Origin of the sequence: Pseudomonas sp. Sample_14, from assembly GCF_004307515.1 — a bacterium.
In the GTDB taxonomy this organism is placed as follows: domain Bacteria; phylum Pseudomonadota; class Gammaproteobacteria; order Pseudomonadales; family Pseudomonadaceae; genus Aquipseudomonas; species Aquipseudomonas atacamensis.
In genome coordinates this window covers 16,879-38,096 of the sequence record NZ_RCOC01000001.1, presented here as the reverse complement: position 1 = coordinate 38,096, position 21,218 = coordinate 16,879, and the positions used below count along the sequence as shown (strand labels likewise).

At 60.3% G+C, this 21,218-nt stretch carries 22 protein-coding genes; 14 read left to right on the top strand and 8 right to left on the bottom strand.

The features are described 5' to 3' along the window. The first annotated feature begins 40 nt into the window (after window positions 1-40). Both D8U61_RS00200 and D8U61_RS00195 read left to right on the top strand, forming a co-directional pair. The gene (locus D8U61_RS00200; protein ID WP_130926218.1) at window positions 41-1,090 is read left to right on the top strand and encodes an NAD(P)-dependent alcohol dehydrogenase; all 1,050 of its coding nucleotides are present in this window, start codon (window positions 41-43) and stop codon (window positions 1,088-1,090) included. Between the two features lie 129 nt (window positions 1,091-1,219). Further along, complete coding sequence (locus tag D8U61_RS00195) at window positions 1,220-1,918, top strand: tRNA (adenine(22)-N(1))-methyltransferase TrmK (RefSeq protein WP_312023559.1); 699 nt, start codon at window positions 1,220-1,222, stop codon at window positions 1,916-1,918. Window positions 1,919-2,111: 193 nt separating this feature from the next. Here the strand turns inward: D8U61_RS00195 and ycaC (D8U61_RS00190) are convergent, their stop codons facing one another. Further along, the gene (gene ycaC, locus D8U61_RS00190) at window positions 2,112-2,741 is read right to left on the bottom strand and encodes an isochorismate family cysteine hydrolase YcaC (RefSeq protein WP_016774235.1); all 630 of its coding nucleotides are present in this window, start codon (window positions 2,739-2,741) and stop codon (window positions 2,112-2,114) included. A gap of 265 nt (window positions 2,742-3,006) precedes the next feature. Between ycaC (D8U61_RS00190) and D8U61_RS00185 the strand changes: the two genes are divergently transcribed. Together D8U61_RS00185 and D8U61_RS00180 are read left to right on the top strand one after the other, a co-directional pair. Further along, complete coding sequence (locus D8U61_RS00185) at window positions 3,007-3,717, top strand: SDR family NAD(P)-dependent oxidoreductase (RefSeq protein WP_125926049.1); 711 nt, start codon at window positions 3,007-3,009, stop codon at window positions 3,715-3,717. A gap of 94 nt (window positions 3,718-3,811) precedes the next feature. Then, window positions 3,812-4,741, top strand: coding sequence for a LysR family transcriptional regulator (locus D8U61_RS00180; RefSeq protein WP_130888647.1), 930 nt, complete (start codon window positions 3,812-3,814; stop codon window positions 4,739-4,741). Here D8U61_RS00180 and D8U61_RS00175 read toward each other — a convergent pair whose 3' ends face one another. Both D8U61_RS00175 and D8U61_RS00170 read right to left on the bottom strand, forming a co-directional pair. Next, entirely contained in the window at window positions 4,742-5,659 is a 918-nt protein-coding gene (locus D8U61_RS00175) for an AraC family transcriptional regulator (RefSeq protein ID WP_130888648.1), read from the bottom strand. Window positions 5,660-5,833: 174 nt separating this feature from the next. Then, window positions 5,834-6,598 (bottom strand): SDR family oxidoreductase, encoded by a 765-nt coding sequence (locus D8U61_RS00170; RefSeq protein WP_130926217.1) that lies wholly within the window; start codon window positions 6,596-6,598, stop codon window positions 5,834-5,836. A 258-nt stretch (window positions 6,599-6,856) separates the two neighbouring features. Between D8U61_RS00170 and D8U61_RS00165 the strand changes: the two genes are divergently transcribed. Together D8U61_RS00165 and D8U61_RS00160 are read left to right on the top strand one after the other, a co-directional pair. Beyond that, window positions 6,857-7,738 (top strand): AraC family transcriptional regulator, encoded by an 882-nt coding sequence (locus D8U61_RS00165; RefSeq protein WP_130926235.1) that lies wholly within the window; start codon window positions 6,857-6,859, stop codon window positions 7,736-7,738. Window positions 7,739-7,864: 126 nt separating this feature from the next. Next, the gene (locus tag D8U61_RS00160; RefSeq protein ID WP_024012510.1) at window positions 7,865-8,602 is read left to right on the top strand and encodes an SDR family oxidoreductase; all 738 of its coding nucleotides are present in this window, start codon (window positions 7,865-7,867) and stop codon (window positions 8,600-8,602) included. A gap of 416 nt (window positions 8,603-9,018) precedes the next feature. On the opposite strand, the gene D8U61_RS00150 is transcribed toward D8U61_RS00160, so the two are convergent. Continuing rightward, entirely contained in the window at window positions 9,019-9,714 is a 696-nt protein-coding gene (locus D8U61_RS00150) for a B3/4 domain-containing protein (protein ID WP_130926216.1), read from the bottom strand. Window positions 9,715-9,760: 46 nt separating this feature from the next. Between D8U61_RS00150 and D8U61_RS00145 the strand changes: the two genes are divergently transcribed. Then, a complete protein-coding gene (locus D8U61_RS00145; RefSeq protein WP_130926215.1) occupies window positions 9,761-10,387 on the top strand; it encodes an XRE family transcriptional regulator in 627 nt (208 codons plus the stop codon). Window positions 10,388-10,457: 70 nt separating this feature from the next. Here the strand turns inward: D8U61_RS00145 and D8U61_RS00140 are convergent, their stop codons facing one another. The 3 genes from D8U61_RS00140 to D8U61_RS00130 all read right to left on the bottom strand — a co-directional run bounded on the left by D8U61_RS00140 (window position 10,458) and on the right by D8U61_RS00130 (window position 12,487). After that, a complete protein-coding gene (locus D8U61_RS00140) occupies window positions 10,458-10,658 on the bottom strand; it encodes a hypothetical protein (protein ID WP_016774226.1) in 201 nt (66 codons plus the stop codon). A gap of 143 nt (window positions 10,659-10,801) precedes the next feature. Next, window positions 10,802-11,431 (bottom strand): isochorismate family cysteine hydrolase YcaC, encoded by a 630-nt coding sequence (gene ycaC, locus D8U61_RS00135; RefSeq protein WP_016774235.1) that lies wholly within the window; start codon window positions 11,429-11,431, stop codon window positions 10,802-10,804. 129 nt (window positions 11,432-11,560) lie between these two features. Then, window positions 11,561-12,487, bottom strand: a complete 927-nt coding sequence (locus tag D8U61_RS00130; protein ID WP_130926214.1) for a Gfo/Idh/MocA family oxidoreductase — start codon at window positions 12,485-12,487, stop codon at window positions 11,561-11,563. A gap of 273 nt (window positions 12,488-12,760) precedes the next feature. Here D8U61_RS00130 and D8U61_RS00125 point away from each other — a divergent pair, with 273 nt between their 5' ends. The 5 genes from D8U61_RS00125 to D8U61_RS00105 all read left to right on the top strand — a co-directional run bounded on the left by D8U61_RS00125 (window position 12,761) and on the right by D8U61_RS00105 (window position 15,064). Continuing rightward, window positions 12,761-13,366 (top strand): SCO family protein, encoded by a 606-nt coding sequence (locus D8U61_RS00125; protein ID WP_016774221.1) that lies wholly within the window; start codon window positions 12,761-12,763, stop codon window positions 13,364-13,366. After that, complete coding sequence (locus D8U61_RS00120; RefSeq protein WP_056784698.1) at window positions 13,366-13,845, top strand: copper chaperone PCu(A)C; 480 nt, start codon at window positions 13,366-13,368, stop codon at window positions 13,843-13,845. The genes D8U61_RS00125 and D8U61_RS00120 overlap by 1 nt, the downstream gene beginning before the upstream one ends. Before the next feature lie 166 nt (window positions 13,846-14,011). Then, window positions 14,012-14,386 carry a hypothetical protein gene (locus D8U61_RS00115; protein ID WP_123441672.1) on the top strand — a complete coding sequence of 125 codons (375 nt, stop codon included), beginning with the start codon at window positions 14,012-14,014 and terminating at the stop codon, window positions 14,384-14,386. Next, window positions 14,383-14,622: a helix-turn-helix transcriptional regulator gene (locus D8U61_RS00110; protein WP_130926234.1), complete on the top strand. Its 240-nt coding sequence runs from the start codon at window positions 14,383-14,385 to the stop codon at window positions 14,620-14,622. Before D8U61_RS00115 ends, D8U61_RS00110 begins: the two co-directional genes overlap by 4 nt. A gap of 124 nt (window positions 14,623-14,746) precedes the next feature. Next, a complete protein-coding gene (locus D8U61_RS00105; RefSeq protein WP_130888653.1) occupies window positions 14,747-15,064 on the top strand; it encodes a hypothetical protein in 318 nt (105 codons plus the stop codon). A gap of 102 nt (window positions 15,065-15,166) precedes the next feature. Here D8U61_RS00105 and D8U61_RS00100 read toward each other — a convergent pair whose 3' ends face one another. Next, on the bottom strand, window positions 15,167-16,183 hold the full coding sequence (locus D8U61_RS00100) for an ABC transporter substrate-binding protein (protein ID WP_125926040.1): 1,017 nt from the start codon (window positions 16,181-16,183) through the stop codon (window positions 15,167-15,169). Window positions 16,184-16,508: 325 nt separating this feature from the next. Here D8U61_RS00100 and D8U61_RS00095 point away from each other — a divergent pair, with 325 nt between their 5' ends. Together D8U61_RS00095 and katG are read left to right on the top strand one after the other, a co-directional pair. Further along, window positions 16,509-18,719 (top strand): LTA synthase family protein, encoded by a 2,211-nt coding sequence (locus tag D8U61_RS00095; protein WP_130926213.1) that lies wholly within the window; start codon window positions 16,509-16,511, stop codon window positions 18,717-18,719. Between the two features lie 219 nt (window positions 18,720-18,938). Continuing rightward, window positions 18,939-21,215: a catalase/peroxidase HPI gene (katG, locus tag D8U61_RS00090; RefSeq protein ID WP_125926038.1), complete on the top strand. Its 2,277-nt coding sequence runs from the start codon at window positions 18,939-18,941 to the stop codon at window positions 21,213-21,215. Window positions 21,216-21,218: the final 3 nt, after the last annotated feature.

Genomic DNA, 21,218 nt, shown 5'->3' with positions numbered 1-21,218 from the left:
GCAACAACGGGCGTCCGACAACCCCATGGAGGATGCTCACATGCTCGTACAAGCCTACGGCGCCCACGCTGGCGACAAACCTCTTGAACCGATGCAGATCAACCGCCGTGCCCCGGCGGCGCACGACGTGCAGATCGATATCGCCTTCTGCGGCATCTGCCATTCCGACTTGCATCAGGTGCGCGCCGAATGGGCTGGCACGCAATTCCCTTGCGTGCCCGGCCATGAAATCGTCGGCCGCGTCTCGGCGGTCGGCGATCACGTCAAAAACTACAAGGTCGGCGATCTGGTCGGTGTCGGCTGCATCGTCGACAGCTGCCAGCACTGCGATGACTGCGAGTCCGGTTTGGAAAACTACTGTGACGGCATGATCGGCACCTACAACTTCCCGACCCCGGACGCACCGGGCTGGACCCTCGGCGGTTACTCGCAGAACATCGTCGTGCACGAGCGCTATGTGTTGCGCATCCGTCATCCCGAGGCGCAACTGGCTGCCGTCGCGCCGCTGCTCTGCGCCGGGATTACCACCTACTCGCCGCTGCGTCAGTGGCGCGCTGGCCCTGGCAAGAAAGTCGGCGTGGTCGGCATCGGTGGCCTGGGCCACATGGGCATCAAACTGGCCCACGCCATGGGCGCCCATGTCGTCGCATTCACCACTTCCGAATCCAAGCGTGAAGCGGCCCAGGCACTGGGCGCGGACGAAGTGGTGGTGTCACGCAATGCCGAGGAAATGGCGGCACACACCAAGAGCTTCGACTTCATCCTCAATACCGTCGCAGCGCCGCACGATCTCGACGCGTTCCTGGTTCTGCTCAAGCGCGACGGCGCGTTGACCCTGGTCGGAGCGCCCGCATCGCCGCATCCGTCGCCGAACGTGTTCAACCTGATCACCAAGCGGCGCACCATTGCCGGTTCAATGATCGGCGGCATTCCCGAAACTCAGGAAATGCTGGATTTCTGCGCCGAGCACGGCATCGTTTCCGACATCGAATTGATCCGCGCCGACCAGATCAACGAGTCCTATGAGCGCATGCTCAAGGGCGACGTGAAATACCGCTTCGTCATCGACAACGCAACGCTCGCCGGCTAAGCACAAGCGCCCATCGGCAGCGCAATGCTGCCGATGGCACGAGTAATTCCATCCCGTAATTGACAGCGCCAGCGTTGCTCGCCAGAGTCGCACCCCTTTTTTCCACCGCAGGGTGAACAGGGGTTTGCGTTGAACCAACAGACATTGTCCATGCGTCTTGAACGCGTCGCCGCACATGTGCCGCTTGGCGCGAGACTGGCCGATATCGGCTCCGATCACGCTTACCTGCCGGTGGCCTTGCTGCGCCGGGGCCTGATAACAGCAGCGGTCGCTGGCGAGGTCGCGTTGACGCCGTTCCACGCGGCGCAACGCACCGTCAATGACAACGATCTGCAGGGGCAGATCAGCGTGCGTCTGGCCGATGGCCTGGCGGCGATCAGGCCTGACGACGGCATCAGCGCCATCACCCTGTGCGGCATGGGCGGCGAAACCATTCGCGATATTTTCGACAGTGGCAAGGCCCATCTCAGTGGCCACGAACGCTTGATCCTGCAACCCAACGGCGGCGAGCAAGCGCTGCGCCAGTGGTTGATGGATGACGGCTACCGCATCGTTTGCGAAGAAGTGCTGCACGAGAACCGCTTCGACTACGAAATTATCGTTGCCGAGCGGGCCTCTGATCCGGTGACTTACGATGCCAGGGAACTGTTTTTCGGACCGCTGCATCTGCAGGCACGCTGCCCGGCATTTCTGCACAAATGGCAACGCAGGCTGAGTCAGCGGCAGAAGACGTTGGGGCAGTTTACGCGAGCGCAACAGGCGTTGCCGGAGGATAAAATTCTTGCGCTGAAGCAAGAGATGCAGTGGATCAGTGAATTGCTCGGGTGACTGTGCCGCCGTCTTCGCGAGCAGGCTCGCTCCCACAGGAAATTGCATTTCTCCTGAGGGAACACGGTCAACTGTGGGAGCGAGCCTGCTCGCGAAAGCGGTGGGTCAAGCTACACAGCAACCAAGTTGGCCGCAGCCGTCGGAAAAACAAAAAGCCTGCTGTTAAAAGCAGGCTTTTTCGTGGGTGGTGAACTTACTTCTGCTGCGTCAGCGCCGAGTAGCTGTTCATCAGGTTGCGGTAGTTAGGAATGCGCTGCGACAACAGATTGCCCAGGCCTTCAATGTCGTTGCGCCAGTCGCGGTGCAGTTCGCAGGCCACCGAGAACCAGTTCATCATCTGCGCGCCAGCCTGAGTCATGCGGCTCCATGCGGCTTGCTGCACGGTCGTGTTGAAAGTGCCGGACGCATCGGTGACCACGAACACATCAAAACCTTCCGCCAGCGCCGACAAGGTCGGGAACGCTACACACACATCCGTGACCACACCGGCAATGATGATCTGCTTGCGCCCGGTGGCCTTGATCGCCTTGACGAAGTCCTCGTTGTCCCAAGCGTTGATCTGGCCTGGACGAGCGATGTACGGCGCGTCCGGGAACATCTCTTTCAGCTCCGGCACCAGCGGGCCGTTCGGGCCTTGTTCGAAGCTGGTGGTGAGGATGGTTGGCAGGTCGAAGAACTTGGCCAGATCCGCCAGCGCCAGCACGTTGTTCTTGAACTCGTTCGGCGAGAAGTCCTGCACCAGCGAGATCAGACCGGTCTGGTGGTCAACCAGCAGCACGATAGCGTCGTCTTTGTTCAGGCGGTTGTAGGTTGGAGTGGTCATGGTGTGCATCCCTTTTCAAGTTTTGAAGTTTGTTGTTGCGTTCAAGTTGGGTACAGATTACTGACGCACAGCAAAGGGATAAATCGGCTGAAAAGCGTTTCACCGTCCACTCAAACGGGACAATCATTCGAGGTCCGCTCTGATTAGATACACCACAGTACAAATGATGTACCTCAGCCCCCATTTATCAACTTCGCTCAACTTCCTAAAGTCTCCTCCAACAGCCACCCGCCATCCTGACGGGCCAGCGACAGAGGAAATCATCATGAGCACATCGAAAAAAGTAGTTGTCATCACCGGCGCTTCGCAAGGCATTGGTGCAGGTCTGGTCGAAGGCTTTCGCGCCCTTGGCCATCAAGTGGTCGCTACCTCGCGCTCGATCAAAGAGTCGAGCGACCCGAATGTCCTGACCGTCGCCGGCGACATTGCCGATCCGCAAACCGCCGAGCGCGTGATTCGCGCCGCTGTCGCCCGCTTCGGTCGCGTCGATACGCTGGTCAACAATGCCGGGATCTTTCTGGCAAAGCCGTTCACCGCTTACAGCCAGGCGGACTATGCCCAGGTCGTGGCGACCAACATGAGCGGCTTCTTCTACATCTCGCAACTGGCCATCGCCGAGATGGAAAAACACGGCAGCGGCCACGTCGTCAGCGTGACCACCAGCCTGGTCGATCATGCAATCGACGGCGTGCCTTCGGTATTGGCGTCGCTGACCAAGGGCGGCATCAACGCCGCGACCAAATCCCTGGCGATCGAGTACGCCAAGCGCGGGATTCGGGTCAACGCCGTGTCGCCGGGCATCATCAAAACGCCGATGCACGCCGAAGAAACCCATCAGGCGCTGGGCAGCCTGCACCCGGTCGGTCACATGGGGGAAATCGACGACATCGTGCAAGCGATCCTCTACCTCGACGGTGCAAATTTCGTCACTGGCGAGATCCTGCATGTCGACGGTGGCCAGAGCGCCGGCCATTGATCGAAACCCTGCAACGCCGCCGGTGGATACCGGCGGCGTCGTTGGTTGTGGTACACAGAGGATGAACGTCCGTCGATCCTCGGTGCGAGCCACAATGAAACGCCATTTTGAAGATTTGCAGTTAGGCAGTATCGAACTGTTCTGCCTGGCCGCCGAAGCCGGCAGCTTCACCGCCGCCGCGCAACTGGCCGGAGTCACGCCCGCTGCGGTGAGCCGGTCGATTCTGCGTCTGGAGCAACGCCTGGGTTCGCGACTGTTCGCGCGCACCACGCGCAGCATCCGCCTCACCGACGCCGGACGGAGCTTCTTCGAACAATGCAGCCAGGCGCTGACGCAACTGGTTGAAGCGCAGCAGGAAGTCATGGGCGCGCAGACTTCGCCGTCGGGGCGACTGCGCATCAGCCTGCCGACCACCTACGGGCATCACCGCATCCTGCCGCTGCTACCGAAATTTCGCGCGTTGTACCCCGAGGTCACGGTCGACGTGCACTTGGGCAATCGCAATATCGACTTCGTCGAAGAGGGCTACGACCTGGCGATACGCGTGCGCGCACAACCGGACTCGACGCTGATCGCGCGCTTGCTGGAAGACGCCGCCCTGGTGGTGGTCGCCGCCCCCGAATATCTGCATAGAGCCGGTACGCCGCAGACGCTGGACGATCTCATCGCGCATGAGTGCATCCAGTTCGAATTGCCCAGCAGCGGGCGGCGGATTTCCTGGCTGTTTCAGGAAAACGGCCGGGACCTGGAAGTGATTTCCGACGGTGGCTATTCCTGTTCCGACGATGTGCTCGGCGGTGTGACGCTGGCCAAGCACGGCGCCGGGCTGTTTCAGACTTACCGTTTCATCGTCGAGCAGGAACTCGCCGATGGCCGCCTGATTGAGGTGCTGCAACCGTACGCCGGACGTTCGCGCCCCTACACCCTGCTCTACCCGCACGGCCGCTATGTGCCGCAGCGGGTGCGGGCGTTTGTGGATTTTCTGCTGGGGTTTCGTGAGCAATGGACAGGACCCGCGCGGTAATCAACCGGTCTGACGCAGGCGGCTGAGTTCCTTGGACGGCGGGCAGCCGAACTGGCGGTTGTATTCGCGGCTGAACTGCGAAGCGCTTTCGTAGCCGACGCGGTAACAGGCGCTCGAGACGTCCAGCCCTTCATTGATGATCAGCCGCCGCGCCTCTTGCAGGCGCAGCTGTTTTTGATATTGCAGCGGGCTCATGGCGGTGACGGCTTTGAAGCGGTGATGCAGCGCCGAGTTGCTCAGGTTGGCCACCTGCGCCAGCGCGTCGATACGCAGCGGCTCGGTGAAATTCTTGTTCAGCCAGTCGATAGCGCGCGTGACCCGGTGGGTCTGCGAATCGTTGACGGCGATTTCATACAGCAGATGCCCGTGCTGGCCGCGCAGCAGGCGGTAATACAGCTCACGCAACACCATCGGCGCGAGCATGCCGATGTCGCGTGGATTATCCAGCAGGCGCACCAGACGCAGCATGGTATCGAGCAAGGTCACGTCGATCTTGTCGAGGAACATCCCGCGCCCGGCGTCCTGTGGCATGCCGGTCAGCGGCGACTCGGCAATCAGTTGCGTCAGTTGTGCCGGATCGAAATCCAGCCGTACGCAAAAATACGGCGCCTCGGGCGAGGCTTCGATCACCCGTCCCGACACCGGCAACGTCACTGACACCACCAGATAATTCAGCGGGTCGTAGAGGAAGCGCTCATCACCCAGCCCGACTTCCTTGCGCCCCTGCACGATCAGGCACAGCGCGGGCCGGTGCACAACGTGAATCAGCTCGGACGGGCCATCGAGACGGATCACGTGCAGTGGCGCAATCGCGGTTTCGTAGGTGCCCGGCGCGTCAAAGCGTTGAGTCAGCAGGCGCACCAGTTCGGCGCGATACACCGCCGTATCGTGGAGGATGGAAGCGTCGTGGTTATCCATGCAAAGGGCCTCGAAAGCAGACGAAGGTGGGTCAACTGCGGAGGAAGATTAGCCAGTTTTATCCAGCGGCGACTAGATCAAAGATGCTGCAGATTTGCCTGATTCTGCGTGCTCGTGATCGTAGCAAAGCCATGGGCGCGTTATCACACGCGCCCATGGCTTCTCACACCACTATCAACCCGCCGTTACCGTCATGCCGCCATCGGCCATGACCACCGAGCCGACCATGAAGCTGGCGCGGTCGGAGGCGAGGAAGGTGACGATTTCGGCGATTTCTTCCGGCTGCGCCGCCCGACCGATTGGCGCCGCTTCGCCGTGCTGCGCGAGGAAGCCCGGGCCGTCCTCGACCACGTCATTGAGGATATTGGTCACCACATCGCCGACGCCGATCGCGTTGACGCGAATGCCGTGCTCGATGACTTCCAGGGCCAGCGTGCGGGTCAATTGTGCCAGCGCACCTTTGGAAGCGGTGTAGGCGGCAATGGTCGGAAAGGCAAAGTACGACGCATAGGAAGCGATATTTACGATTGCACCGGACTTGTTCGGGATCATCGCCTTGACCGCTTCGCGGCAGTGCAGGAAGGCGGCCGTGGCATTGACTGCCTGGATCTTTTCCCAGTCGTCGCGGCTCATGTCGATCACTGCTTTGTTGATAATGATCCCGGCGTTGTTGATCAGAATATCCAGGCGCCCGAACTGCTCGACGGCAAGGCCGACTGCGCGTTCGGCGGCGCCGTCCTCGGTGATGTCCGCCACCAGCGGCACCAGATCGGGACGAGCCAGTTCTTCGACAGCCGGGTTGAGGTCTTCGGCAATCACCTTGGCGCCGCGAACGTGCAGCATCAGCGCAATCGCCTTGCCGATGCCACTGGCCGCGCCAGTGACCAGTGCAACTTTACCGGCGACTTCTTGTGGCAGGGTGTGGTTGAAATCAGTCATGGTTTTAACTCCTCGATAGCGAATCGGTGTTGCGCCTGATGGCGCGCTCGTAAACACGGCTTCACTGTCGCGCACTGGCCGCCGCCGGGCTTTCGGGCGATTGCCGGGACTGTCGGAGTTTTGCGCTGGAATTTCTCATTCGCCCGCCCTAACCTGCAAAATCATTCGCAGCCGAAGCTTTTCATGGAGCGTCCTGTGCCCTCTGCCAGCCCCGCTACACCGACAATCAGCCAGCCCGCGCGCATCGCCGCCGAAGCCATGCCGGAGCATCTGCCCGGTGTTGCGGAAACGACCACGCCGCGGCCGCAGATCAAGGATGCAGTGGTGCAACTGTTCCGCCATCAGACTCTGCTCGAACCGATCCGCGTGCCCTGCGTGGCCGAACCGCTGCTGGTGCTGGTATTGGCCGGCACTGCCCGGGTCGAAGAACGTTCGTTGGGCGGAGAATGGCAGGCGAGCCAGGTCACGGCGGGCGACTTCTTCCTGACCAACACTCGCGAACCCTATGAAATGCGCTGGCAAACCGAAGGCTGTGAGGTCTTCGAAGTCATGCACCTCTACCTCGGTCTGGGCCTGATCGAACAAGCGGCGCGCGAAGCGTTCGGCGAACAGGCCGGTGCAGTGACGTTTGTCGATGTGTCCGGTGCGCGTGACGAGCAGGTCAGCTTCATCCTTGAGCAACTGCGCATCGAACTGACCGAACAGCGCCAACCCAGCGCACTGCTGGTGCACAGCCTGGCTCAGGCGTTGGCGATCCATCTGCTGCGTCATTACCTCGACCCCGGCAGCAACCCGCGCCGCGACAACGCCCTGCCCGCCTACAAACTGCGCCGGGTGCTTGAAGCGATGAATGCGAATCTGGCGGAGGATTTCAGCCTCAGTCATCTGGCCGCCATCGCCGGGCTGAGCGACTACCACTTCAGCCGCACCTTCAAGCGCGCCACCGGTTTATCGCCCTCGCAATACTTCATCCGCCTGCGCATGAGCCGCGCGCGTCATCTGTTGCTGGAAACCGCCCACAGCATGATCGACATCGGCCTGGAGGTTGGCTACTCCAGCCCCAGCCACTTTTCCCAGGTGTTCCGCCGTGAAGTCGGCGTCACCCCGAGCGCCTACCGCGATGCGCCACGCGGGGCCTGAAACCTGTCGAAAAGCGACGCAGCAGAATTGGGCAAATCCCGTGGAGGAATCGATTAATAGCCCATGCGCCCCCGCACTTAATCTTCTTCCAAGCCCACTCACGGGCACACAGAAGAGGACGACATCATGCTGAACATTCAAGACAAAGTGATCGTGATTACCGGCGCCAGCAGCGGCATCGGAGAAGCCACCGCACGCCTGCTCGCCGAACGTGGCGCCAAAGTGGTGTTGGGCGCACGGCGCACCGAGCGTCTGGCAGTGATTGCCGAAGAGATCAACGGCGCCGGTGGCCACGCGCAGTTCCGCGCACTGGACGTCACCGATCAGCAGGATGTGCAGCGCTTCGTCGATTTTGCCGTCGAACATTACGGCCGCGTCGATGTGCTGGTCAACAATGCCGGCGTGATGCCGTTGTCACGGCTGGATGCGCTGAAGGTCGATGAGTGGAACCGCATGATCGACGTCAACATCCGTGGCGTACTCCACGGCATCGCTGCCAGTCTGCCGTTGATGCAGCGCCAGCGCGCCGGGCAGATCATCAACATCGCCTCGATCGGCGCTTACGCGGTCAGCCCCACCGCAGCGGTGTACTGCGCAACCAAATACGCAGTGCGGGCCATTTCCGAAGGCTTGCGTCAGGAAGTCGGCGGCGATATCCGCGTCACCGTCATTGCACCGGGCGTGACCGAATCGGAACTGGCCGAGAGCATTTCCGATGAAGGCGGCCGCGAAGAGATGAAGTCATTCCGCAAGATCGCCATCCCCGCCGAAGCCATCGCCCGCGCGATTGCGTATGCCGTCGAACAACCGGCGGACGTGGACGTCAGCGAACTGATCGTGCGTCCAACCGCGAGCCCTTATTGAGACCAGGAGTCAATCTGTGGCAGCGAGCCTGCTCGCGAAAGCGCTGGGTCAGGCGAACATGATGTTGAATGTACCGCCGCATTCGCGGGCAAGCCCGCTCCCACAGGTTTTTTGTGGCACCACCAAATCATTGGTCAACACGGAAAAATTGTGGGAGCGAGCCTGCTCGCGAAAGCGGTGGTTCAGGCGAATATGAAGTTGAATGTGACGCCGCCTTCGCGAGCAGACTCGCTCCCACAGAGGTGGTAGCACCACCAAATCATTGGTCAACACGGAACATTGTGGGAGCGAGCCTGCTCGCGAAAGCGGTGGTTCAGCGGGCAAAGAGGTTGAATATGCCGCCGTCTCGCGAGCAGGCTCGCTCCCACAGGGAATCGCGGTGCCGCTGACGAAACGGGCTGGCACTCATATCTAACCTAACGCGCTCCCGGCCCGATCAACATGCTTTCGATCTCGGCGCCGGGCATCATTTGCTGCAGGCCTTCGATGAGCTTGTCGCCGGCCTCGGTCAGCGCTTCCAGCGGCATCGCCGGCAGGCTTTCGAGGATGAACCACATGTGCTGCGCCTGCGCATCGAGGCGGGTCCGCACGCCTTGGCGCCAGTTCCAGCGCCGGCAGGTCACGCCTTGGTCATCGCGCCAGACCACTTCGCCGGCGTCCGGGAATTCATGCGCGGGCAGACCTTCTTTCATCGTGTCGAACGGTTCGCTGCCATCGGCGACGACCAGACGCGGTGAGCCGACGTAGGCCTCGGCATTCTCGCCCCCCACGGGAATCGCGTATTCCAGACTGATGGCGTTGTACAGATCAACCACCGGATCGATGCTCGGCAACTCGCCGTCGCGCAACACCCGTTTGCGCAGAGCCTCGGCCGAGCAAGGCGTGCGCTGCGGCTTGGCACCGAACTGGCGAAACACGTCCGCCCAGGCCTGCAAGTGCGCGGGCGCCCATGACGGGCCACCGTTGGCGACGATCTGACAGGCTTTGGCCAGTGCTTCACCGGCCACGTATGCCTGAGTAATCGGCGCCGCTTGCACGACAATACTCAGCGCTCTGAAGCCCGGCGCGAGTTGCGCAATAGCCGGATCGATTGACGGCACGACAGACAGCATCCCAGAATCCCCCTCATACCCGAATTTCAAACGATGCTAGCGATCAATGACCAAGAAAGTCAATATATCGACCGAAGCCGGCGCCGACGTCGAGACCGTCAGCGCGGCGGTGTCGCGCACGCTCAAACAGGCGCGCAAACAACAGGGCATCACCCTGGATGAACTGTCCAGACGCTCCGGCGTGAGCAAAGGCATGGTGGTCGAGATCGAGAAAGGCTCGGCCAACCCTAGCATCGCGACGCTGTGCAAGATCGCCGCGGCGCTGGGCTTGTCCGTGGCGGATTTCGTCAATGTCGCCGACACTCCGACGGCGCATTTGATCGACAGTCAGGACATCCCCACGCTGTGGACCGGTGAGCTGGGTGGATCGGCACGACTGCTGGCCGGCACCAGCGGCCCGAACATGCTCGAGTTGTGGCGCTGGGAGTTGTTTCCCGGCGAGTCGTTTTCTTCAGCCGGTCACCCGAATGGCACCACAGAGCTGTTTCATGTCGAGAAAGGCACGTTGCATTTGCACGTTGGCGATGCCGAGCTGATTGTCGGGCCTGGGTGTTCGGCGGTGGCGCGGACGGATGTGGCGCATGGGTACGCCAACCATGGCCGGTCGAAACTGGTTTTCACGATGTCGGTGACTGAACTGCATCAGGGTGCCAGGGAAAGCCCCTCACCCTAGCCCTCTCCCCGAGGAGAGGGAACTGTCCGGGTTGACCATCACAGGGAGCGTTCCCCTTCAAACAGCACGGTCAGCGTGACGGCGGATGCTCCGTCGAAACCGAATTGGCCGCATCCACATCCGACATGTCTTCTTCTACAGGCGCCTCATCGTCCGGCGGCAAAGGCACCTCGGGGTTTTCGCGCTTGGGATCGTGCCCGGTCTCATTGTCGGTGGTGCGCGTCACGGCTTGTTGCGACTGGTTGCCCGGTGCGTTTTCATCAATGTCCATGTCGTTCTCCGAGGTGTTCAGCGATAAGTACCTGAACGTGTGAAATGCCCTTGCGTGACAAGTGCCCGACAATGGACGAACGGCGTTCTGTAGAAAATGCAAAAGCCTGCTTTCGAGGCAGGCTTTCGCTTCGGATTTAACGCTTACTTCTGCTGCGTCAGCGCCGAGTAGCTGTTCATCAGGTTGCGGTAGTTGGGAATGCGCTGCGACAACAGATTGCCCAGGCCTTCAATGTCGTTGCGCCAGTCGCGGTGCAGTTCGCAGGCCACCGAGAACCAGTTCATCATCTGCGCGCCAGCCTGAGTCATGCGGCTCCATGCGGCTTGCTGCACGGTCGTGTTGAAAGTGCCGGACGCATCGGTGACCACGAACACATCAAAACCTTCCGCCAGCGCCGACAAGGTCGGGAACGCTACACACACATCCGTGACCACACCGGCAATGATGATCTGCTTGCGCCCGGTGGCCTTGATCGCCTTGACGAAGTCCTCGTTGTCCCAAGCGTTGATCTGGCCTGGACGAGCGATGTACGGCGCGTCCGGGAACATCTCTTTCAGCTCCGGCACCAGCGGGCCGTTCGGGCCTTGTTCGAAGCTGGTGGTGAGGATGGTTGGCAGGTCGAAGAACTTGGCCAGATCCGCCAGCGCCAGCACGTTGTTCTTGAACTCGTTCGGCGAGAAGTCCTGCACCAGCGAGATCAGACCGGTCTGGTGGTCAACCAGCAGCACGATAGCGTCGTCTTTGTTCAGGCGGTTGTAGGTTGGAGTGGTCATGGTGTGCATCCCTTTTCAAGTTTTGAAGTTTGTTGTTGCGTTCAAGTTGGGTACAGATTACTGACGCACAGCAAAGGGATAAATCGCTTGAAAAGGGTTACACCGTCCACTCAAACCGGACAATCCACTTCAATCGTAGAACGGTTCAACCAAAGCCCGACTACCGACAAAGAAACTGTCCGCCACCAGGCGCAACGGCTGCAGATCCAGGTCGCTGGCCTTGTCGCTGATCAATTGCTGGAAGTGGCGGTAGACCGCTGCGTACTCGCCCTCCTCCGAGACGCTTTGGCGCACGCCGTCGATACTCAGCACGGCGCCGCCGTTGTCCAGGCGCAGAACGCCCTCGGCGCAGCGGATTTCGATGCTCCACAGTTCGTCGTGGCCATGGTCGAAATCGAACTCGGCGCGCACGTCGAGACGACGCGCATCGGACATGTTGATCGAGGCGGCAATCGGCGACTGGCAGTTGCTCGGCACCCGCAGCTCGGCGGCTTCGACAAATAGCGGCAGCGCCAGCAGGTGGGTGATGATCGACAAAGCGTTGATGCCCGGGTCGAAGACGCCGAGGCCGCCCGGCTGCCAGATCCATGCCTGACCCGGATGCCACTTGCGCACGTCTTCCCTCCAGTCGATCTGCACGCTTTGCAGGGTGCGGCTGGCCAGCCAGTCGCGGGCGGCGGCGATGCCCGGTGCATAGCGCGAGTGCCAGGCGAACAAAGCACTGACGCCTTGTTCGGCGACCTGATCGACCAGGGCCATGGCCTCGCCCAATGTCGCACAGGGCGGTTTTTCCACCAGCACGTGCTTGCCGGCTGCCAACGCCTGTTGCACCAGTGCGAAGCGCCCTTGTGGCGGCGTGCAGAACGCAATTGCGTCGACAGTCGGGCCGTTTTCGAGCAGTTCGCCCAGCGACTGGAAGTTCTCCACCCCGGCGCAAGGTTTGCCCTGGGTAGCGACCGCCACCAACTGGAACGCCGGGTTGGCGAGGATGGCGGGGACGTGTTGATCCTGGGCGATCTTGCCGTAGCCCACCAGGCCGAGACGAATCGGTTGCATTACAGACTCCTGTTGTTGTTTTGGTCTTTGCAGCGCAGCGGCAAGAGTACGTGTTTCTGCGCTAGGCTCCAATCGTCATACTATTTAAATCAAGTTTGATCGCGGCGAACGCATGGCTTATTCGTCATTTCTTCTTACACCTTTTGTCGTCCAATCCCGCACCGCGCGGCGATCGGCAGCCGGCGATCAGCCTCAGTTTGCTATCATGCGGCGCTTTTACGGTTAACCCCTCGCCAGTCCTGCCGACTGGCGGGCTGCAAAAGGCGGTATTAGATGACGGCTTTGTTGACTCGCCGCAAGGTACTTGCGGGAATGGGCGTGCTCGGGCTCGGCCTGCTCGCCGGTTGCGATACCCGTGGCCAACTGTCGTACAAGTACGGCAAGGATCTGAGCGACAAGATCCTCGGACGCACCTTCAAGCTGAAGAATCCCGAAGGCGAAACCATGTCGCTGTCGAGCTTTCGCGGGATGATGCCGATGATCTTTTTCGGTTTCACCCAGTGCCCGGCCGTTTGCCCCACCACCCTGGCCCGCGCCGCGCAGATCAAGAAACTGATGGGCCGCGACGGCGATCGTTTGCAAGTGGTGTTCATCACCCTCGACCCGGAACGCGACACGCCGCAGATCCTCGACGCCTATGTCAAAGCCTTCGACCCGAGCTTCGTCGCGCTGTACGGCACGCTTGAGGAAACCAAGGCCACCGCCAAGGAATTCGACGTGTTCTACGAGAAAGTCCCGGCCGGCGACACCTACACCATCTCCCATACGTCCACCAGCTACGTCTACGACTCGCGTGGTGAGTTGCGCCTGGGCCTGTCCACTTCGCTGACAGCCCAAGAGTGCACGGAAGATTTGCTTACTGTTATGGAGGTCTGCTGATGCATCCCGTTCTGAATCACCTCAAACGCACCGTATGTGCACTGTCCCTGCTCGGCCTGGCCTTTCAGGCGTCGGCGCAGACCAAAGTCGACGACGCTTGGGTCCGTGCCACCGTGCCGACCCAGTCCGCCAGCGGCGCGTTCATGACCGTCACTGCCGACAGCGACAGCAAACTGCTCAGCGTTGCCTCGCCAGTGGCCAAGGACGTGCAGATTCATGAAATGAGCATGAAGAACGACGTCATGACCATGGGCCCGGTGAAATCAGTTGAGCTGCCGGCCGGCAAAGCCGTGAGCTTCGATCCGAACGGCTACCACGTCATGCTGATGGGCCTGACCGGTCAGTTGAAGGAAGGCGAAAACGTGCCGCTGACCCTGACCGTGGAAAACGCCAAGGGCGAGAAAGAAACCATCGAAGTCAAAGCGCCGGTTCGCGCGCTGACCAACATGGGCGGCCACGATCACAGCAAGATGCATTGATCGCTGACGGAAAGACTGTTCGCCCGACAGATAAGCGGGGCGGCTTGATCGATGATCGTGCCGCCCCGTTTTTTATGGAAACGATGCTCTGACCGCATGGAAAGCTTGCTTTACATAAGCAAAGATTTCGATGAGGATGTAAAGGGTCTTTTACAGGGAGTTGAACATGAATCGCTATTACCTCGAAATGGGCGCCGCATTGACGCTGTACACGCTCGTGCTGATCGCCTCGGTAGTTGCCAGCCAACATTTTCTGGACGCCCATCTGCTGTTGCGTTCAGCCGTCGCGCTGGCGCCGATGATCCCCGCCGGATTGATGTGCTGGGCTATCGTGCGCAACCTGCGGCGCCTGGATGAAATGCACCTGCGCATCCAGTTTGAAGCGCTGGGCTTTGCCTTCGCCGCTTCCGCGTTACTGACGTTCAGCTATGGCTTTCTCGAAAATATCGGCGCCCCGCACATACCGTGGACCTGCGTATGGCCGGTGATGGCCGCGATGTGGATCCTCGGTCTGCAAATCGCCCGACGTCGCTATCAATGAAAAATCACCTCAAGGCGATGCGCGCCGAGCGCAAGTGGTCACAGGTCGATCTGGCGGAGCGCTTGAACGTCTCGCGCCAGACCATCAACGCCATCGAAAATGAACGCTACGACCCGAGCCTGCCGCTGGCGTTTCAGATCGCGCGAACGTTTGGATTGGCCATTGAAAGTATTTTCGAGGATCCGGAAGCAGAATCCGATTCGCAAACTGCTGTGAGGGGTGGCAAACAGCCGTAGTTGATTTCGATTCATGCTAAAAACTGTCAACTTTTACAGTGTTGCATCGATGCCATGCGCCCTATCCTGCCTACTCCCGGCAATGATTGCAGGGGTCTCATTGATCAGATGGAGCATTGCAAAGATGACTAGCACAGTAGCCTTTCCTTTTAAGTTCCAAGGGTTGAATGCCGAGAAAACCGAGATTTCGCTATCCAGGATCAGCGACATCGGCGCGCAGATAACGCCGACGGAGCAAATGACCCGTCTCAATCTGAATTTCACTTTTGCCGACGGCAGCAGTCTGAGTACCGATATTGTTCCCAGCGCAAACGTGACAGAAACTTACGGAATCGTTCCCCGCTGGGGTCTGGAGCGCAGCAAAAACAATTCGGTCACCTGTACGTTCCGCTGGTGGCCCGACAACCAAGTTTTCCAGAGCACATTCAAGGTCGTTGCATGATGGTTCGGGACGGCTGTCCGGCAACGGACAGCCATTACTCAGCAGCATGAAGCGTCAACCAAGCTCGGCAGCGTAAGGCCACAGGATCCTGCTGCACTCGCCTCAACTCCCCGCACCACCATGCGCCTCTTCAAAGAAGTAATCCTTCCAGCTCCCCGCCTTGTTCTTCAGCACGCCCAATTCCTGCAATTTTTCGGCATAGATAAACGTGCGTTGCGGTACGACGGTGAAGTCGATTTCTGGGTCTTTGACGATTTGCTCGACCAGGGTCAGCGGCAGTTTCGATTGCTCTACACGAATGTAGGCTTGGGCGGCGGCGGGTTTGTCGGCTTTGATGATGTTCTCGGCTTCGGCCAGTGCGTCGTAGAACGCCTTGTAGGTTTTCGGGTTTTCGTCGTGGAATTTTTCCGTGGTGTAGAGCACGTTGAACGTCGCCGGGCCGCCGAGGATGTCGTAGGAGCTCAGCACTTTATGCACGTTGGGGTTTTGCAGCGCCTGGTACTGGAACGGTGGGCTGGAGAAATGCGAGTTGATTTCCGAGCCACCGGCAATCAGCGCGGCGGTGGCGTCCGGGTGCGGCAGGCTGACCGAAATGTTGTCGAACTTCTTGAACTGGTCGTCACCGAATTGCCTGGCGGTTTCAATCTGCAGAGTGCGCGACTGGAAGCCTACGCCTGCGGCTGGCACGGCGATGCGGTCCTTGTCGCTGAAGTCCTTGAGGGTTTTGATGTTCGGGTTGTTGGTCAGCAGGTAATTGGGCATCGAGCCCAGCGCGGCGATGGCTTTGACGTTCTGCTTGCCCTTGGTGCGGTCCCACACGGTGAGCATCGGCGGCACGCCGGCCGAGACGACGTCCAGCGCACCGGTGAGCAGCGCCTCGTTCATCGCCGTGGCGCCGGAAATGCTGTTCCAGTCGACCTTGATCTCCAGACCCTGGGCCTTGCCGTGTTTCTCGATCAGCTGTTGATCGCGCACGACGTCGAGAATCAGGTAACCAATGCCGAATTGCTGGGCGATGCTGATTTTGCCCTCGGCCCGGGCGCCGCTGCTGAACAGCGCGCCCGCTGCCAGAGTTGCGGCCAACAGAGTCAGCGCAGAACGTTTGAACGGTGTGGCCATGACAACCTCGCAGCATGGGTGGGCTGAAAGGCCTGACTTTATAGCTATAAAAAACATAAATTAAATATCTTTATCGCATATCTATAGCACTCCGCGATTTAGCGTCTGCTGCTGAAATTCAGGAGCAGTGGATGGACCTACAACAGTCTGAAACAAAAAACTGCCCCTCAGAAAAACGGCCATGCGTCCCACAACCCACGCCCGCTATGGGCACGCGCCGTTTCAGCAATCGCCAGCCGCAGGTTTTAAAAGCCGATCAGGCTTCCTGCCCTTGGTATCATCACCCACACTTTTTTGACCCTTTGATGACAAGCAGGCCTTTTTTGTGAGCGCTCTTTTCAACTGGCTGCGGCGGCCGAATGCCCGCCTTCTTTCTCTCATCGTTCTGGTATTGGTCGTGCCGGTGTGCCTGCGGGCGGCGCTGGGCTGGTCGAACCCGCTGGGCTTTTTGTCGGATCTGGCCGTCGGCAGTTTGCTGGTGGTAACGCTGCATCGCCGCGCATGGTGGCTGGCCTTGCCGGTGCTGATGTTCTGGGCGCTGCTGGCGATCGCCACGGCAGAATTGGTCAGCGCCGTCGGCCGCCTGCCGACGCCTTCGGATATTCACTACCTGATCGACCCGCAATTCGTCGAAAACTCCACTGGCGGCGGACTTGCGCACCCTGCCCTGGCCATGGCTTTGCTGGGTGCCCTGGCTTTCTGGCTGCTGACTCAGTTTGTTGGTCGCGGCTTGTCTCGCCCTGCTCTGCCTCGCTCCGTCTGGGCCGCGCCAATCGTGTTGTTCGCCGCCCATTGGGGCGCGCAAAACCTGTGGCCGAATGACGGCGACGCCTGGCGCCTGTACAACCTGCCGCATCAGTTGCTCGCCAGTGAAGTCGCCGACATGCAGATCCAGGCCGAGGAATGGCTCGACGGCGACGTTGAAGAACCCACACCGGCGATGGCCGGGCTCACCGACGTCGATCTCAATGGCCAGAAGCTGCTCGCCGCGCCAGGCCAGGCGCGCAATTTGCTGATCATCGCGCTCGAAGGCATTCCCGGCGCCTACATCCGTGCCAACCGTGAGGCGATCGGCAGTCATTATCAGGAAGACCTGATGCCCAACCTCAGCCGCTGGGCCGAGCGCGGCATGAACACCCCGGATTACGTGCTGCACACCCATCAGACCATTCGCGGTCTGTACGCCATGCTCTGCGGTGACTACGACAAGCTCAACAATGGCACGCCCAAAGGCGTGGAAATGCTCACCCTCAACGAACGCAATCAGGCCTGCCTGCCGGCACAATTGCGCGAGCACGGCTTCAGCACTCATTACTTGCAGGGCGCCGGCCTGCGCTTCATGGCCAAAGACAAGATCATGCCGCACATCGGTTTCGATGCGACCCACGGTCTGGAATGGTTCAGCAACAGCAACTATCTGGAATTCCCCTGGGGCAAGGATGACAAGGCGTTTTTCGAAGGTGCGCTGGATTATGTCGGCCAGTTGAAAAAGCAAAAGCAGCCCTGGATGTTGACCCTGCTGACGGTCGGCACCCACCAGCCCTACTCCGCACCGGACGATTATCTGCAGCGTTATGAAACGCCGAAGCAGGCTGCTGTGGGTTATCTCGACGATGCGCTGGATGAATTTCTTTCGGGGCTGGAGCGCCAAGGCATTCTCAAGGACACGTTGGTGGTGATCACCTCGGATGAATCCCACGGCATCGACGGTGTGCGACTGGCCTCCTCGTGGGGTTTCAACCTGACGCTGGCGCCGGAACAGGCACAGCTGCCGCGCCTGAATGCCGGGGTTTATGGCCATGTCGATCTGAGCACCTCGATCCTCGACTATTTCGACCTGCCGGTGCCGACTGCGCTGAGCGGCCGCTCGCTGTTTCGCGACTACGATTCGGGGCGCGAGATCATTTCGTTCACCAACGGCAAACTGCGTTACCACAACGGTCAGGGCATCTTCTCCGAGTGCGACCTGCCGCGCCGCTGCCGCTATTACCAAAGCACCGGTTTCATTGCTGACAGTGCCACCTACAAAGGCACCTACAGCGGCCACCCGGCCCGGCAGATCGCCGCGCGCGCCGATGCGCTGGACCTGTCCTTGCTGCGCACACCGCTCAATCATCGCTACCAGTTCGGCAGCAACAACATCATCCCTCTGCAAGCGCAGATCAAGGATGACTGGGCCGACAACCTGATCGGCGCGCAATACCTGGAAATGCCCAAAGGCTCGCACACCCGCGTGCGCCTGACCGTGCGCTCGGTCGATCCGCAGCAGGCGGCGTACATTCAGCTCAAGGCCAAGCAATTCGAACAGGACGTGCAACTGGGCCTGCCTACGGAAATGGTCGCCACGGCGGACCAGCCACTGGAGTTGGACTTCAGCTTTGAAAACCCCCAGCCGCGCAAGGCGTTCTCTTTTCATTTGCTGGGGTATGGCAATGGCGCGGTCGAGGTCTCGGACTTCAGCGTGATCACTGAACTGCCCGGCCAGGAAGACATCCTCGACGACGTGCCAGAGGACGACACCGCACAATCGAGCTAACCCCTGTAGGAGCTGCCGAAGGCTGCGATCTTTGCTTTTGATTTTTTGGTGAACAAAGATCAAAAGATCGCAGCCTTCGGCGGCTCCTACATGGGACGGTGAAAGAGTTTGCCTATCGGTATCCAATAGTCGGGCTATTAGCCGACTTGCCAACTCGGGTCTAGCCTTACCAGTCCGAAGTCGGCACGAGCCGGCCGCAGACCTGATAGGGATACGAACATGGCAAACGAATCGAAATGCCCGTTCAACCACGCCGCCGGCGGCGGTACGACGAACCGTGACTGGTGGCCGAATCAACTCAATCTGAAAATCCTCAGCCAGCATTCCCCCAAGTCCGATCCGCTGGGCCAGGACTTCGACTACGCCAAGGCCTTCAAAAGCCTCGACTTTCAGGCGCTGAAACAAGACATCAGAGCGCTGATGACTGATTCTCAGGACTGGTGGCCAGCCGACTTTGGCCACTACGGCCCGCTGTTCGTGCGCATGGCCTGGCACAGCGCCGGGACCTATCGCACCGCCGATGGCCGTGGGGGCGCCGGCTCCGGACAGCAACGCTTCGCCCCGCTCAACAGTTGGCCGGACAACGTCAGCCTCGACAAGGCCCGCCGCCTGCTGTGGCCGATCAAGCAGAAATACGGGCGCAATATTTCCTGGGCTGACTTGATCGTGCTTACCGGCAACGTCGCGCTGGAATCCATGGGCTTCAAGACCTTCGGTTTTTCCGGGGGCCGCGCCGATGTCTGGGAACCGGATGAAGACGTGTACTGGGGTTCGGAAACCGAGTGGCTCGGTGGCGATAACCGTTACGGCAAGAGCAATGGCCCAGTGCAAGAGCCCGGCGACGGCACGCTGGTGGCTGAGCCCGATTTGCATGGCCATGAAGAAAGCCGCACCGATCAGGGCGAACGCAATCTGGAAAATCCCCTCGCCGCCGTGCAGATGGGCCTGATCTACGTCAACCCTGAAGGCCCTGAAGGCAACCCGGACCCGGTGGCCTCGGCCAAGGATATTCGCGAAACCTTCGGCCGCATGGCCATGAACGACGAAGAAACCGTGGCGCTGATCGCCGGCGGCCACGCGTTCGGCAAGACCCATGGCGCCGGCCCGGCCGACAATGTCGGCCCCGAACCGGAAGCGGCCGGTCTGGAGCAACAGGGTCTGGGCTGGAAAAACGCCTTCGGCACCGGTAAAGGCGCCGACACCATCACCAGTGGTCTGGAAGTGACCTGGACCACCACACCAACGCAGTGGAGCAACAACTATCTGGAAAACCTGTTCGGCTTCGAGTGGGAGCTGACCAAAAGCCCGGCGGGCGCCCATCAGTGGCAACCGAAAAACGGCGCGGGTGCAGGCACCGTTCCCCACGCTCACGATCCGAACAAGAAGCTCTCGCCGACCATGCTCACCTCCGACCTGGCGTTGCGCTTCGATCCTGCCTACGAACAAATCTCGCGGCGCTTTCTGGCCAATCCCGATCAGCTCGCCGACGCGTTCGCCCGCGCCTGGTACAAGCTGATCCATCGCGACATGGGTCCGCTCTCTCGCTACCTCGGCCCGGAATTACCACAAGAGGAATTGCTCTGGCAAGACCCGCTGCCCGACGTGACGCACCCGCTGATCGATGACAGCGACGCCACTGCGCTGAAAAACAAGGTGCTGGCTTCAGGGTTGTCAGTGTCGCAACTGGTTTCGACCGCGTGGGCTGCAGCATCGACCTTTCGCGGTTCGGACAAGCGCGGTGGCGCCAACGGCGGACGCTTGCGTCTGGCCCCGCAGAAGTTCTGGCAGGCCAACCAGCCCGAGCAATTGGACAAGGTGCTGAGCAAACTGGAAGGCATTCAGAGCGAGTTCAACGGTTCGGCCGCTGGCGGCAAGAAGATCTCGCTGGCGGACCTGATCGTCCTGGCCGGTAATGCCGGAGTGGAAAAAGCCGCGCAGAACGCCGGGCATTCAGTGTCGGTGCCGTTTTCACCGGGCCGCGTCGATGCTTCGCAGGAGCAGACCGATGTCGAATCGTTCGGCTTCCTCGAACCGATTGCCGATGGCTTCCGCAATTACAGCAAAGGAAAATACACGGTTGCGGCGGAAACCCTGCTGATCGACAAGGCGCAGTTGCTGACGCTCACGGCACCGGAAATGACCGTGCTGCTGGGTGGTTTGCGGGTATTGAACACCAATGTCGGCCAGACGCGGCATGGCGTGTTCACCGACAAAACCGAAACGCTGAGCAACGACTTTTTCACCCACCTGCTGGACATGGGCGTGGAGTGGACGCCGACTTCAAGGGATGCAGATGAGTTCGAAGGCCGTGACCGCAAGACCGGGGCGCCAAAGTGGACGGCGACTCGAGTGGATCTGGTGTTCGGCTCGAATGCGCAATTGCGCGCGTTGGCCGAGGTGTACGCCAGTTCCGACGCGAAGGCGCAGTTCGTCAACGATTTCGTCAAGGCATGGACGAAGGTGATGAATCTGGATCGGTTTGATCTGCGTAAATAGCTG